This window comes from Arthrobacter russicus (assembly GCF_031454135.1).
GTDB lineage: Bacteria > Actinomycetota > Actinomycetes > Actinomycetales > Micrococcaceae > Renibacterium > Renibacterium russicum.
Genome location: NZ_JAVDQF010000001.1, coordinates 1,097,255 through 1,110,169, shown reverse-complemented (window position 1 = coordinate 1,110,169; position 12,915 = coordinate 1,097,255). Strand labels below are relative to the sequence as shown.

The window sequence follows — 12,915 nt, the reverse complement described above, 5'->3', positions numbered from 1 at the left end:
GACTCGACAGAACGCGCGGCTGATCGCCGGTTTGATTGACTGCTTTTCGACGCCAACAGTGAGGGAACCACACCTATGGCAACAGGACAATCCGCTGAGTTGCGCACCCCGCAAGGTGTGCCGACGCAGCCCGAACCGATGATCGTCTTCGATTCGGTGACCAAGCGTTATCAGAGCGGCACCGGCGGTCTGGCCGCCGTCGACAATCTTTCGATGAGCATCGAGAAGGGCCTGATCACGGTTTTTGTGGGGCCTTCGGGGTGCGGCAAAACCACCTCGTTGCGGATGATCAACCGGATGGTGGAGCCGACCGAAGGCAGGATCACCGTGGCCGGCGAAGACATCTTCGGCGTTCCGGCCCCGGCGCTGCGCCGGTCCATGGGATACGTGATGCAGTCGTCGGGACTGCTTCCGCACCGCACCGTGTTGGACAACGTCACTACGGTGCTCCGGCTCAACAAGGTGCCGCGCAACCAGGCGAACCAGCGTGGACGTGAGCTTTTGGAAACCGTCGGGTTGCCGCAGGAATTCGCGAAGCGCTATCCGAGCCAGCTTTCCGGCGGTCAACAACAGCGCGTGGGCGTGGCGCGTGCACTGGCCGCCGATCCGCCGGTGCTGTTGATGGATGAGCCATTCAGCGCAGTCGATCCGGTGGTGCGCGCCGAATTGCAGGAGGAATTGCTCCGCCTGCAGCGCGAGCTGGCGAAGACCATCGTCTTCGTCACGCACGACATCGACGAAGCCACCATCCTGGGCGACAAAGTGGCGGTCTTCGCGGTGGGCGGCCATTTGGCCCAATACGCGACGCCGGAGGAGATCCTGCGTGCACCGGTGGACGACTTCGTCGCCGGATTCGTGGGCCGGGACCGTGGCTTCCGGCACCTGTCGTTCAGCGACGGCGAGTCTGTTCCGGTGCATCAGGTCACCACGTCCCAGGAGCCGACGGCGGTCTCCGAATGGACGCTCCTGGTATCCGCGGAGCAGCACCCCCTGGGCTGGCTGTCGCCGGAACGGCCCGGCGAACTGGTCCCGGGCGGATCGCTCTTCCAAGCAGGCGAAACCCTGCGCCGGGCCCTGGACGCGGCGTTGTCCTCGCCGGCCGGCTTGGGCGTGGCCGTGGACGGTTCCGGCGCGGTCACCGGCGTGGTCAAGGCGGTCGAGGTGCTCGAGGCGATCGAACGAGCCAGAGTGGCCCGCGAGGGCTGATCGGAGGTTCGGACGATGGAATGGGTTATTGCCAATTTCGGTCAGATCCTGGGCTATACCGGTCTGCACCTTTACCAGTCAGTGCTTCCGTTGCTGTTGGGACTGCTCATCGCGATTCCGCTGGCCCAAATGGCACGGACCAATCGGATTGCCGGTGCGATCATCCTGCCGGCGGGTTCCCTGCTGTACACGATTCCGTCCTTGGCGCTTTTCGTGGTGCTCCCGGTGATTCTGGGCACCCGGATCCTGGACCAGGCGAACGTCATCGTGGCCCTGACGATCTACGCGGTCGCCTTGTTGGTCCGGACCGGGGTGGACGCCCTGAATTCCGTGGACAACGATCTGCGTCAAGCCGCCGTCGCCATGGGATACCGCCCGGTGCGGCGGTTCTTCACGGTTGACCTGCCGTTGTCGGTCCCGGTGCTGTTCGCCGGATTGCGCGTGGTTTCGGTGAGCAATATCGCCTTGGTGAGCGTTGGCGCCCTGATCGGGGTCAAGAACCTGGGGTATTACTTCACCGACGGATTGCAACGTGACTTCATCACCGAGATCGTGGTCGGCATCGTCGGCACCTTGCTCCTGGCGCTTTTGATGGATGTGCTCCTGGTGCTGTTGCAGCGGCTGCTGACGCCGTGGCTCCGAGCGGCCGCACCGAACCGGGAACGACCGGTCGCCCCGGCCGAGTTGGGCACGGTGGGATGATGCTGGCTAGCACGAAATACACCACCGACGATCCGGTCAGCCAAGGTTTCCAATGGCTCGCGGACGCCACCAACTGGCAAGGGCCGGCGGGGATTCCGAGCCGGATCCTGGAGCACCTCGGCTACGCGGGATTGACTTTGGCGATCTCCTTGGCGATTGCGATCCCGATCGGGCTGTACGTCGGCCATACCGGGCGCGGCAGGGTTGTCGTGGTGGCCCTGGCCGGGATGTTGCGGGCGCTTCCGACCCTCGGCATCGTGACGCTTTTCGCTTTGCTGACCAGCCCACTGGCCTTGATGCCGCCGATTTGGGCCTTGGTGCTGCTGGCGATTCCGCCGATCCTCACCGGCGTCTATGCCGGGATCTCCACGGTGGACCGGGCTTTGGTCGATGCGGCGCGGGGGATGGGCATGAAAGAAGGCCAAATCCTGCTTCGGGTCGAGTTGCCGAACGGGCTCAAGGTGATGCTGGGCGGGCTCCGCGGCTGCGTGCTCCAAGTGATTGCCACGGTGGCTGTTGTCGCGTATCTTCCCTTGGGTGGGCTCGGTCGCTTCCTGGTGGACGGATTGAAATCGAATGACTACGGCAGTGTCTTCGGCGGGGCAGTGGTCATTGCAATTCTGGCCATCGTGATCGACGGAATATTGGCGGTGTTGACTCGTTGGGTCATCTCGCCGGGCCTGCGGGTGGCCAAAGCGCCCAGCAGCCAGACCAATCTTGGACATCATGACGGTTCCGGGGCATCCGGGACCAGTCACACTGCACGCGGCAGAGAAACCGCGGGCCAAACAGGAGGAACAGCATGAAGTTCGCCGGAATCAATCCCTGGGCCAAGACGCGACGGGCGCTGCTGCCTGCAGCCGCCGTCGTCGTGGCCTCCTTGGCGCTGTCCGCCTGCAGCGGCGGTGGCGGCGGCCCGCTGAGCTCGGAGAGCGCCTCGGGCGGCACCGGCGCGGCCGGATCAGTGACCGTCGGATCCGCGGATTTCCCGGAGAGCCAGGTCATTGCCCAGCTCTATGCCGGGGCGCTGGAAGCCGCAGGGGTCGGTGTCAACACCAAACTGGGCATCGGCTCCCGGGAAGTCTACGTCAAGGCGCTCGACGACGGCTCGATCGACTTGATCCCCGATTACACCGGAAATCTCTTGGGCTTCATCGATCAGCAGAACACCGTGACGGACAAAGACGGAATCGTGAAGGCGCTGCCCGCGAAACTCGACGCTTTCGCCGGGCAACAGGCCAAGAAGACCAAGCTCGCGGTCCTCGACCCGGCGGCCGCGGAGGACAAAGACGCCATGGTGGTGACCAAGGCGACCGCGACCAAATTCAATTTGAAGTCGATCGAGGATCTGGCCAAAGTCTGCGACCAGGTCACCTTGGCCGGTCCGCCGGAGTTCGCCAGCCGGCCCTACGGGCTTCCCGGGTTGAAGGACAAGTACAACTGCACCCCGGCGAAATTCACCCCGATCACCGGCGAAGCCTTGACCGTCAAGGCGCTGATCAACGACGACGTCCAGGTCGCCGATGTGTTCACCACCTCCCCGGCGATCGAGGACAATTCGTTGGTGGTGCTGAGCGATCCGAAGAACAATTGGCTCGCCCAACAGGTCATTCCGCTGTATGCCGCGGACAAGCTCTCCGATGCCGCGAAGCAGGCCGTGAACAACGTCTCCAAGCAACTCACCACCGAGGACTTGATCAACCTGAACCGTTTGGTGTCCGGCGACAAGAAGCTCGATCCGAAGGACGCCGCGCAGCAGTGGCTCAAGGACAAGGGCATCGTCAAGTAGTCGCAGTCGGCTGATCACCGGACCGCGCTACGCAGCCCAGACCGGGCGGCGCGCAGGCCAAACGCCACTTTGTGCGTATTGGCCTGCGCGCCGCCCGGTTTCTTCTGCGCTTGGGCACCGGGCATGTGCCATTCTTGAGGGATGTCGGATTTCTCCCAGTCAGCCAAACTAGCCAGTGTCCGTTACGACATCCGTGGGCCGATCTTGGAGCGAGCGCAGCAGCTTGAGGCTGAGGGCCACCGGATCTTGAAGCTCAACATCGGCAATCCGGCGCCGTTCGGGTTCGAGGCGCCGGACGCGATCCTGGTGGATATGATCCGGCATCTGCCCAAGGCCCAGGGGTATAGCGACTCCCGGGGGATCTTTTCCGCCCGCACCGCTGTGGTGCAGTATTACCAAACCCGGGGCATCAACAACATCCACGTCGATGACGTCTATCTGGGCAACGGGGTCAGCGAACTGATTGCGATGTCGCTGCAGGCGTTGCTCAACGACGGCGACGAAGTACTGATCCCGACGCCGGACTACCCCTTGTGGACGGCCTGCGTTTCGCTTTCCGGCGGCAAGCCGGTGCACTACTTGTGCGATGAGGAGCAGGACTGGCAGCCGGATCTGGCCGATCTGGAAGCCAAGATCACGCCCCGGACCCGGGGCATGGTGATCATAAACCCGAACAACCCCACCGGCGCCGTCTACCCGCAGAAAACCGTCGAGGCGATGGTGGAGCTGGCCCGCAAACACGGATTGATCGTGTTCTCCGACGAAATCTACGAAAAGATCCTTTATGAGGATGCGGTGCACTACAACACCGCTCTGGCGGCCGGCGACGACGTCCTCTGCATGACTTTCAGCGGGCTCTCCAAGGCGTACCGGGTCTGCGGATACCGCTCCGGTTGGCTCGCGATTTCCGGGCCGAAGGCGGCGGCGGCCGATTACCTGGAGGGCATCAATCTGCTCTCGAACATGCGGCTGTGCGCAAATGTCCCGGCGCAGCATGCGATTCAAACGGCTCTGGGCGGTTATCAGAGCATCAACGATCTGATTCTGCCCGGCGGCAGGCTCCGGGAACAGCGGGATTTGGCGTACAAACTGCTGAACCAGATTCCCGGTGTCTCGACCCGGCAGGCCCAAGGCGCGCTCTACCTGTTCCCGAAGCTCGATCCGGAGATGTACCCGATCGACAACGATGAGAAATTCGTCCTGGACTTGCTGCAGGAGCAAAAGATCCTGGTCTCGCACGGCAGCGGATTCAACTGGATCAATACCGACCATTTCCGGTTGGTGACCCTGCCCAATGTCCGGGATCTGGAAGAGGCCATTGGCCGGATCGCGGAGTTCCTGAGCCACTACAAACCCTGATTTCCGACACTCGGTTCCGTTTCCGGTGCGGGATGACCCGCGATTTGCGGATGCTTTCTAGTACGGTGGTCTTGATTTGTCCGCCCAATCCGGGCGGAAAGCGCGTCGGGAAGGTCCATCATGGCATCGAAGCACGGGTTCCGGAAGTCTCCTGCCGATCTGCTCTCGGTAGGGCCGGATTTTGTCCTCGACCAGGTCGATAGCTCGGCTTCGCCCGGATTCAGCGGAAAGAAGCGCGACGCGGAACAAGTGCTCGCGGAGCGCGCCCGGAAACTCGGCAGCCTGCAGGAACAGCTCTTCGCGGAGAGCAAGTTCGGTGGCAGCAAGTCGATCCTGTTGGTGTTGCAGGCAATGGACACCGCGGGCAAGGGCGGGATCGTCTCGCACGTGGTCGGTTCGGTCGACCCGCAAGGCGTGCAACTGCACGCCTTCAAAGCGCCGACTGAGGAAGAGAAACAGCATGACTTCCTCTGGCGGATCGAAAAGCAAGTTCCGCGGGCCGGCATGCTGGGGGTCTTCGACCGTTCGCACTATGAAGACGTGCTGATCCACCGGGTGCACGGCTGGGCGGACGAGGCCGAACTGGAACGCCGCTACCAAGCGATCAACGACTTCGAGGCGGAGCTGACCGCCTCCGGAACCAAAATCATCAAGGTGATGCTGCACATCAGCCCGGATACCCAGAAAGAGCGGTTGACCGCGCGGCTGGCGGATCCGTCCAAATACTGGAAGTACAGCCCCGGAGATGTCACCGAACGCGGTTTCTGGCCGCAGTACATGCAGGCCTACCAGCTGGCATTCGAAAAGACGAGCACCGAGATCGCACCCTGGCACGTGGTCCCGGCGGACAAGAAATGGTACGCCAGGCTCGCGGTGCAGGAGTTGTTGGTCGCTGCCTTGGAATCGCTCCAGCTGAGCTGGCCGGAAGGCGACTACGACCTTGCCGAAGAACGGAAACGCGTCGCCGCGTCCTGAACTGTTCGGTCCGTCCTGCGCTGACTATTCCTCGCTCACTTATTCGGCAGTGGGTTCCTGCTTCGACCGGGCGGCGTCGAGCCGTTCCTGAACGCCGTTGAGCCATTCTTCGCAACGTTTGGCCAGCTCTTCGCCGCGTTCCCACAAGGCCAAGGACTCTTCCAGGCTGGCACCGCCGGCTTCCAGTTTCGCCACTACCGTGATGAGTTCTTCTCGGGCTTGTTCATAGCTGAGGGGTTCATTCCCGGTCATTTCCGGCCTTTCGCAGAGCTTGTCGAGCTGGTTGGGTCGTCGGTCGATTCCGGCTGCGCGGGATCTGCCCCGCCGTGCGAGGTCGCCGAAATTTCACCCCGGGCGAGTCTGACCCGCAACGCGGTGCCTTCGGGGGCTTGGGCCGGCTGCTGCACGACTTCGCCGGATTCCAATTGCAGCACCGCGTAGCCGCGATCCAGGGTTTTCTGCGGCGAAAGCGAACGGACTTGGGCCAGCAAGTGCGCCAAGGTGTCCCGATGCCGCAGCACCATGCCGGAGATCAGCGTGAACGAGCGGTCCTGGAGCCGGTGCAGGTCGTCGGCACGCACCGAGATCATGCCGTCCGGATTGGCGAGCACCGGACGGGACCGCAGCTGTGCCAAGCGCTCCCGCTCGCGTTGCACGAAGACCGACATGCCGCGGGCCAACTGTTGCCGGGCCTGATTGACCAAAGCCAGTTCTTCGGCCAGATCCGGCACGATCCGTTTGGCCGCGTCGGTAGGGGTGGAGGCCCGAAGGTCGGCGACGTCGTCGAGCAGCGGCCGGTCGGCTTCGTGGCCGATGGCACTGACCACTGGGGTTTTGGCGGCCGCCACGGCCCGGATGAGGGACTCGTTGCTGAAACCGAGCAGATCCTCCAGCGAACCGCCGCCGCGGGCGATCACGATCACGTCGACCGATTCATCGGCGTCCAGTTCGGCCAAGGCGGCACTGACCTGAGCCACCGAGTTGACGCCTTGCACCGCGACTTCGCGCACTTCGAACTGCACCGCCGGCCAACGCAGCGCGGCATTGCGCAGCACGTCTTTCATGGCATCCGATTCGCGCCCGGTGATCAGCCCGATCCGGCGGGGGAGCAGCGGCAGCGGTTTTTTCCGGTCCTCGGCGAAGAGACCTTCCGCGGCCAGGGATTGGCGCAGCAGTTCGATCCGGGCCAACAAGTCGCCCAGACCGACGGCTCTGATCTGCCGGCCCTGCATCGAGAGCCGGCCGGTCTTCATCCAGAAATCGGGTTTGAGCTGAGCCACTACCCGGGCTCCGCGCTCCAAAGGCGTGGCCATGGATTCCAGCACTGAACCGAAAAGCGTCACGCTCAGCGAAATCTCAGCGTCCACGTCCCGCAGCGTCAAGTAGCTGACATTGGCGCGTCGGTTGAGCTCGATCACCTGGCCTTCGACCCAGGCTGCCGGGGCCCGGTCGATATGGGCTTTGAGCTTCTCCGAAAGCAAGCGCAACGGCCAGGGCCGTTCGGCACTGGTTTCGGCGGCAGTCTGCGGGACGGTGCTCGGCCGATCTGGAGCTACCGCGTCCGATTCGCTCAGCTCGCTCACCTCGCTCTCCAATCCGTGGTCGTCGCGCCATTCCCAGGCCCGTTCCGTCAAGCCTACCGAAGGCCGGGGACAGCCAGTCGATTTCAATGCGGATTGGACAGAAATTCCCCAGCGCGGTTATGTGCCAGCACACAGGACCAGCCGATAATGTTGAGTCGAGCACCATCGAGGGGATTCATGCGCAGCTTTTTCTCCGCCATCGCCGCAATTGCGGCACTATTGCTGGCGGCCGTATCCGTTCCAGCCATCTGGGCTGACCGGACCGTGGTCAACCCGGACGGCTTCGTCGCCATGGCCGGGCCATTGGGCAACGATCCGCAGTTCCAGCAAGCCTTGGCAGCGGCGACGGCGCGAGCCGTCACGTCGCAACTCGATGCCGCCCCCGCCTTGCAGCAGCTGATCGCGCCGGCGGTGCAGAGCGCTACGCAGAATTTGGCCGCCGATCCGGGATTCCCCGCGGCTTGGGCCGAGACCCTGCGCCGCAGCAATGAGTTGACCGTGGTCGACCCGGCGGCCAACGCCAATGACACCGGCGCCCTGAACTTGGACGTGGCTCCTTTGCTCCAGCTGGTGATCAAGAAGATCGGGGCCGGCGTCGGGCAGGAAATCCCGGCGCCGCAGCAGGTGCTGGTGAGCTTGGGCAGCCCGAACCAACGCACCGCGATCGTCCGGCTCAGCGAGGTTTCCTCGCTCGGCGTCTGGCTGGCCGGTGGTGCGCTGCTGGCTTTTGCCCTGGCCCTGGTGATTGCCCGACGGCGGTCCACCACATTGGCCTTGGTCGGCCTCGGACTGGCGGCGATCGCCGGACTGTGGAAGCTGGGGCTGGAACTGTTGTCCAAGAGCGTGTTGGACACCGCGGGCGGCAACGCGGTGGCGGACATGTTCAAGCAGCAGTACGTGAGCGCAGCCGCCGCGAGCTTCAACGGCTGGATTTTGATAACGCTGATCACCGCCGGCGGATTGGTGTTGATCGGCCTGGTTTCCAGAGCTGCCGGGCGACGTGGATCGGCATGAATCTCCGGCCGGAGCGAAGAACCGTAGAATAGGACCATGACCAGTACTGCCGTCTCTGTGCCGATGCCCACTGTGCCGCGCAAACGACGCAGCCCGGAAGAGATCGCTGCTGCGTACCCGGTAGCGGACTCGAAGAAGGTCCTGCTCGCGGCGCCGCGGGGCTATTGCGCCGGAGTCGACCGGGCGGTCATCGCGGTGGAAAAAGCCCTGGAGCACTACGGGCCGCCGGTGTATGTGCGGAAGCAGATCGTGCACAACGTGCATGTGGTTTCCTCGCTCGAGGCGCAGGGCGCGATTTTCGTCGAAGAAAACGAAGAAGTGCCGGAAGGCGCTTTGGTGATCTTTTCGGCGCATGGGGTTTCCCCGGCGGTGATCCAATCGGCGGCGGATCGTGGATTGCGCACCATCGATGCCACCTGCCCGTTGGTCACCAAGGTCCATCGTGAAGCGGTCCGATTCGCCCGGGACGATTTCGACATCTTGTTGATCGGCCATGAAGGGCACGAAGAGGTAGAAGGCACCGCGGGCGAAGCCCCGGAACACATCCAGATCATCAACGGTCCGCATGAAGTGGACAAGGTCACGGTTCGGGATCCGGAAAAGGTGATTTGGCTTTCGCAAACCACGCTCAGCATGGACGAGACCATGGAGACGGTGCGGCTGCTCAAGGCCAAATTCCCGACCCTGCAGGACCCGCCCAGCGACGACATCTGCTATGCCACCACGAACCGGCAGGTCGCGATAAAGAAAATCGCGCCGCAGGCCGATTTGGTGATCGTGGTCGGTTCGGCCAACTCCTCGAACTCGGTGCGTCTGGTCGAGGTAGCGCTGGAATACGGTGCGAAGGCTTCCTACCGGGTGGATTTCGCGAACCAAGTGGACGAAGCCTGGTTCGAAGGGGTGGCAACGGTCGGTGTCACGTCGGGGGCTTCGGTGCCCGAAGTCCTGGTCCAGGACGTACTCAGGTTGTTGGCCGATTACGGATACGGCAACGTGGAAGAAGTGGTCACGGCAGAAGAGGACCTGTTGTTCTCGTTGCCGAAGGAGCTGCGCACCACGCTCAAAAAGGCCGGGGATTCCTCCCGGGCGCTCGGTGGCCGCGGACCGCGTCCCGCCCGCTAAGTGCCGGATCCTGCGCGGTACCGGCCAGCCGTTAGCCGGTGAATTCCGGCGCGCTCAGATGCCGGGGTTGGCTCTCCAGCAGCGGTGGACCGGCCAGCGAATCCGGATCCAATGAATTGAGCCTCCGCGCCGCGGGCAGTACCCTGGCCTCCAGCGAGCCGACCATGGTGTTGTATTTTTCCACCGAGGACCGGATCGATGCGCCGAGTTTTCCCACATGGTCGCCGAGCGTGGCCAGGCGTTCGTACAGTTGGCTGGAAACCTCGAACAGTTCTTTGGCGCTTTCGGTCAGCACTTCTTGCCGCCAGGAGTAGGCGACCGCTTTGAGCACGGCGAGCAAACTCACCGGCGAGGCCAAGACCACACCCTTGCCCAGTGCGTAGTCGAGCAGCTGGCCGTCCGCATCCAAAGCGGTCGAGAGGATCGATTCGGCCGGCAGGAAGCAAACCACCAACTCCGGTGATGCCGATGAGCCCTGCCAGTATTTCTTGGCCGCCAGGGAGTCGATGTGTACCCGGACGGCCTTGGCATGCTGCAGCCGGGCAAGCGCGGCCGCCCGCTCGTTGTCGGCCTCCTGGGCCTGCAGAAAAGCGCTCAGCGGCACTTTCGCGTCCAGGACCAGTTCTTTGCCGCCGGGCAATTTCACGATCATGTCCGGCCGCTGGACGCCGTCGGCCCCGGATTGCTGGACCTGCTCGCTGAAGTCCACATGCGAGACCATGCCTGCCGACTCCACCACGCGACGCAGCTGGACTTCGCCCCAACGACCGCGCGCACTGGTCGAACGGAGCGAGGAAGCAAGCGATTGGGTGGTCTGCAGCAACAGCCGGTCGGCGTCTTTGGCATCCTTGAGCTGCTGGGAGAGTTGGCCGTACTGTTCCACCCGGTCCCGCTCCAACAAGGCCACCTGGCGCTGCACGTTGCCCAGCCGTTCGGCGACCGGGGCCAAAGCCTTGAGCACCGAGGAATTTTCCTGGCTCTGCGCGTTGAGCAGCCGCGATTCGGCTTCGGCGGCGGCCAGGGCGGCATTCGCCTCGGCCAACCGCTCGGTGGCATCGTCGAGGTCGGCTGCCAATCCGAGGCGCTGCCGGCGGCCGACCAGCAGGACCGCGACCGCACCGATGATCAACCCGAGCAACAGGCCGATGAGCAAAGAAGAACTGTCCATGGACCAAGCCTGTCACGGAGCCCCGACATTTCAGCGGCACCCCGGCCACGCCGGTCCCGCTGGATGCCGCCATGCCCGTCCAATTCGCAGTTCCAGTGGGCTCGGCCGGCCTAGCCCACTGAATGGGTCGATTGGACGGGCGGGCAACTGTGGCGGTTCGCGGTCACCTGTAGCGTTTAGCGGTCTCCTCAGCGGCTCGTCCCTCGCGGCTAGGGACCTACCGCTAAACTTAACTCCCGTGGCTCTTACTATTGGCATCGTCGGACTGCCCAACGTCGGCAAATCAACTCTTTTCAATGCGCTTACCCGCAACAACGTGCTCGCAGCGAACTACCCGTTCGCTACGATCGAGCCGAACGTCGGCGTGGTGAACCTGCCCGATGCCAGGCTCAACCAGCTGGCCGAGGTTTTCGGCTCGGCCCGGATCCTGCCAGCCGTGGTCTCCTTCGTGGACATCGCAGGCATCGTCAAGGGAGCTTCCGAAGGTGAAGGCTTGGGCAACCAATTCCTGGCCAATATCCGCGAGGCGGAGGCGATCGCGCAGGTGATCCGGGTCTTTGAGGACCCCGATGTGGTCCACGTGGACGGCAAGGTGGACCCGGGCTCGGACCGCGAGACGATCAACACCGAGCTGATCCTGGCCGATCTGCAGACCATCGAAAAGGCCGTCCCCCGTTTGGAAAAAGCGGTCAAGCTCAAGCAGAAGGAAGCCGCCGAGCTGGAAGCTGTGCGCAAGGCGCAGGCTGTGTTGGAACGCGGCGATACGATTTTCTCCTCGATTGCCAGCGACAAGTTGGAGCTGCCGTACCTCAAGGAACTCAGCCTGCTCACCGCGAAGCCGTTCATCTACGTGTTCAACGTCGACGACTCGGTGCTGGGCAACCCGGAGCGCCAAGCGGAACTGCGCGCGATGGTCGCGCCGGCGGATGCGGTGTTCCTCGACGCCAAACTCGAAGCCGACTTGGTGGAACTCTCGCCGGAAGAGGCCCGCGAGATGCTGGAGATGAACGGCCAGGAAGAATCCGGCCTGGACCAACTCGCCCGGGTGGGCTTTCACACCCTGGGCCTGCAGACGTATCTCACCGCGGGTCCGAAAGAAGCCCGAGCTTGGACGATCAAACAGGGCGATACTGCGCCGCAGGCCGCAGGCGTGATCCACACAGACTTCCAACGCGGCTTCATCAAAGCCGAAGTGGTCTCCTTCGATGATCTGATCGACGCCGGTTCGATGGCCGAAGCCAAGTCCCGCGGCAAGGTCCGGATCGAAGGCAAAGAGTACGTGATGTCCGACGGCGACGTGGTGGAGTTCCGCTTCAACGTCTAGAAATCGGTGCGAAATGCGGTGGTTGACCGCCGTCGGCCTGTCGATCCTGGTGCTAGGCGTTTTGCTGATAATTGCCGGAACGCCTGGCGCTGTCGCCGGGGGAGGGGCGCTAGTTCCCGGAGTTGATCTTCCGGATGAACTTCAGCCAGTTCAGCAGCGAGAATCCGAAGCCGATGGCCATCACGGTACCCAGCACGGCGGTCCACCAGTTGCTGCTGAGCAAACCGGAGACCAACAGGATCAGGCCGCCGATCACCGCGACGCCGTAGCAAGCGATCACGGCTTTCTGGCTAGCGCTCAGTTTCTTACGCAATTCCTCCGACTCCATGCGGACAAGCTTAGCCCGCAGACCGGGCCGGACCGGGAAACGCGCTTTGGCCAAGCCGGCCGGCGCGGACTGCTCAGTCAGGGCAGGGCTGGTACAAAGCTCAGGCCAAGCATAGTTGCCTAAGCTCATGGGATGAAGGTCATCGCGGTACTCCTCGTCATCACGCTCATCATCGGGGCGATCACTGCCGCGTGGTTCCTCCGCGCCGAGATCAAGCGGGCCCTGAAGATCTACAGCCCCAGAGCCAAGGAATGGGCGCAGACCGACGGCAAGGTGCTTGCCAACAAAGCGGCTGAAGCGCTCAAGAACCGCAAACGCTGAATCAGCGCGACGGGTATGTCCCAC

The 12,915-nt window shown here is 63.4% G+C and carries 14 protein-coding genes; 10 read left to right on the top strand and 4 right to left on the bottom strand.

The genetic code is table 11. From position 1 onward, the window contains the following. Positions 1–138 precede the first annotated feature (138 nt). The 6 genes from JOE69_RS05155 (at position 139) to JOE69_RS05130 (ending at position 6,031) form a co-directional block, all read left to right on the top strand. Positions 139–1,206 (top strand): ABC transporter ATP-binding protein, encoded by a 1,068-nt coding sequence (locus JOE69_RS05155; RefSeq protein ID WP_309801170.1) that lies wholly within the window; start codon positions 139–141, stop codon positions 1,204–1,206. A gap of 15 nt (positions 1,207–1,221) precedes the next feature. Further along, positions 1,222–1,908, top strand: a complete 687-nt coding sequence (locus JOE69_RS05150; RefSeq protein ID WP_309796653.1) for an ABC transporter permease — start codon at positions 1,222–1,224, stop codon at positions 1,906–1,908. After that, the gene (locus JOE69_RS05145; RefSeq protein WP_309796649.1) at positions 1,908–2,714 is read left to right on the top strand and encodes an ABC transporter permease; all 807 of its coding nucleotides are present in this window, start codon (positions 1,908–1,910) and stop codon (positions 2,712–2,714) included. The genes JOE69_RS05150 and JOE69_RS05145 overlap by 1 nt, the downstream gene beginning before the upstream one ends. After that, the gene (locus tag JOE69_RS05140; protein WP_309796647.1) at positions 2,711–3,697 is read left to right on the top strand and encodes an ABC transporter substrate-binding protein; all 987 of its coding nucleotides are present in this window, start codon (positions 2,711–2,713) and stop codon (positions 3,695–3,697) included. Before JOE69_RS05145 ends, JOE69_RS05140 begins: the two co-directional genes overlap by 4 nt. A 141-nt stretch (positions 3,698–3,838) precedes the next feature. Then, on the top strand, positions 3,839–5,056 hold the full coding sequence (locus tag JOE69_RS05135) for a pyridoxal phosphate-dependent aminotransferase (RefSeq protein WP_296365348.1): 1,218 nt from the start codon (positions 3,839–3,841) through the stop codon (positions 5,054–5,056). Positions 5,057–5,176: 120 nt separating this feature from the next. Continuing rightward, positions 5,177–6,031 (top strand): polyphosphate kinase 2 family protein, encoded by an 855-nt coding sequence (locus JOE69_RS05130; protein WP_296365346.1) that lies wholly within the window; start codon positions 5,177–5,179, stop codon positions 6,029–6,031. Between the two features lie 39 nt (positions 6,032–6,070). Here JOE69_RS05130 and JOE69_RS05125 read toward each other — a convergent pair whose 3' ends face one another. Both JOE69_RS05125 and xseA read right to left on the bottom strand, forming a co-directional pair. Next, positions 6,071–6,283, bottom strand: coding sequence for an exodeoxyribonuclease VII small subunit (locus JOE69_RS05125; RefSeq protein ID WP_309796646.1), 213 nt, complete (start codon positions 6,281–6,283; stop codon positions 6,071–6,073). After that, positions 6,280–7,605 carry an exodeoxyribonuclease VII large subunit gene (xseA, locus tag JOE69_RS05120; RefSeq protein WP_374709738.1) on the bottom strand — a complete coding sequence of 442 codons (1,326 nt, stop codon included), beginning with the start codon at positions 7,603–7,605 and terminating at the stop codon, positions 6,280–6,282. Before xseA ends, JOE69_RS05125 begins: the two co-directional genes overlap by 4 nt. Before the next feature lie 186 nt (positions 7,606–7,791). On the opposite strand from xseA, the gene JOE69_RS05115 reads away from it, so the two are divergent. Then, complete coding sequence (locus JOE69_RS05115; protein ID WP_309796641.1) at positions 7,792–8,628, top strand: hypothetical protein; 837 nt, start codon at positions 7,792–7,794, stop codon at positions 8,626–8,628. Between the two features lie 36 nt (positions 8,629–8,664). Further along, positions 8,665–9,750, top strand: a complete 1,086-nt coding sequence (locus JOE69_RS05110; protein ID WP_309796638.1) for a 4-hydroxy-3-methylbut-2-enyl diphosphate reductase — start codon at positions 8,665–8,667, stop codon at positions 9,748–9,750. A gap of 31 nt (positions 9,751–9,781) precedes the next feature. Here the strand turns inward: JOE69_RS05110 and JOE69_RS05105 are convergent, their stop codons facing one another. Next, entirely contained in the window at positions 9,782–10,918 is a 1,137-nt protein-coding gene (locus JOE69_RS05105; protein ID WP_309796635.1) for a DNA recombination protein RmuC, read from the bottom strand. Positions 10,919–11,156: 238 nt separating this feature from the next. On the opposite strand from JOE69_RS05105, the gene ychF reads away from it, so the two are divergent. Continuing rightward, entirely contained in the window at positions 11,157–12,242 is a 1,086-nt protein-coding gene (gene ychF, locus JOE69_RS05100; RefSeq protein WP_309796632.1) for a redox-regulated ATPase YchF, read from the top strand. Between the two features lie 109 nt (positions 12,243–12,351). Here ychF and JOE69_RS05095 read toward each other — a convergent pair whose 3' ends face one another. Next, positions 12,352–12,570 carry a hypothetical protein gene (locus JOE69_RS05095; RefSeq protein WP_296365323.1) on the bottom strand — a complete coding sequence of 73 codons (219 nt, stop codon included), beginning with the start codon at positions 12,568–12,570 and terminating at the stop codon, positions 12,352–12,354. Positions 12,571–12,702: 132 nt separating this feature from the next. Between JOE69_RS05095 and JOE69_RS05090 the strand changes: the two genes are divergently transcribed. Next, the gene (locus JOE69_RS05090; RefSeq protein WP_309796630.1) at positions 12,703–12,891 is read left to right on the top strand and encodes a hypothetical protein; all 189 of its coding nucleotides are present in this window, start codon (positions 12,703–12,705) and stop codon (positions 12,889–12,891) included. Positions 12,892–12,915 lie beyond the last annotated feature (24 nt).

Coding starts and splice junctions, on each gene's coding strand:
- JOE69_RS05145 (WP_309796649.1), top strand. CDS start 1,908: ATGCTGGCTAGCACGAAATACACCACCGACGATCCGGTCAGCCAAGGT.
- JOE69_RS05115 (WP_309796641.1), top strand. CDS start 7,792: ATGCGCAGCTTTTTCTCCGCCATCGCCGCAATTGCGGCACTATTGCTG.
- JOE69_RS05105 (WP_309796635.1), bottom strand. CDS start 10,918: ATGGACAGTTCTTCTTTGCTCATCGGCCTGTTGCTCGGGTTGATCATC.
- JOE69_RS05150 (WP_309796653.1), top strand. CDS start 1,222: ATGGAATGGGTTATTGCCAATTTCGGTCAGATCCTGGGCTATACCGGT.
- JOE69_RS05140 (WP_309796647.1), top strand. CDS start 2,711: ATGAAGTTCGCCGGAATCAATCCCTGGGCCAAGACGCGACGGGCGCTG.
- JOE69_RS05130 (WP_296365346.1), top strand. CDS start 5,177: ATGGCATCGAAGCACGGGTTCCGGAAGTCTCCTGCCGATCTGCTCTCG.
- JOE69_RS05135 (WP_296365348.1), top strand. CDS start 3,839: ATGTCGGATTTCTCCCAGTCAGCCAAACTAGCCAGTGTCCGTTACGAC.
- JOE69_RS05110 (WP_309796638.1), top strand. CDS start 8,665: ATGACCAGTACTGCCGTCTCTGTGCCGATGCCCACTGTGCCGCGCAAA.
- JOE69_RS05155 (WP_309801170.1), top strand. CDS start 139: ATGATCGTCTTCGATTCGGTGACCAAGCGTTATCAGAGCGGCACCGGC.
- JOE69_RS05090 (WP_309796630.1), top strand. CDS start 12,703: ATGAAGGTCATCGCGGTACTCCTCGTCATCACGCTCATCATCGGGGCG.
- JOE69_RS05095 (WP_296365323.1), bottom strand. CDS start 12,570: ATGGAGTCGGAGGAATTGCGTAAGAAACTGAGCGCTAGCCAGAAAGCC.
- JOE69_RS05125 (WP_309796646.1), bottom strand. CDS start 6,283: ATGACCGGGAATGAACCCCTCAGCTATGAACAAGCCCGAGAAGAACTC.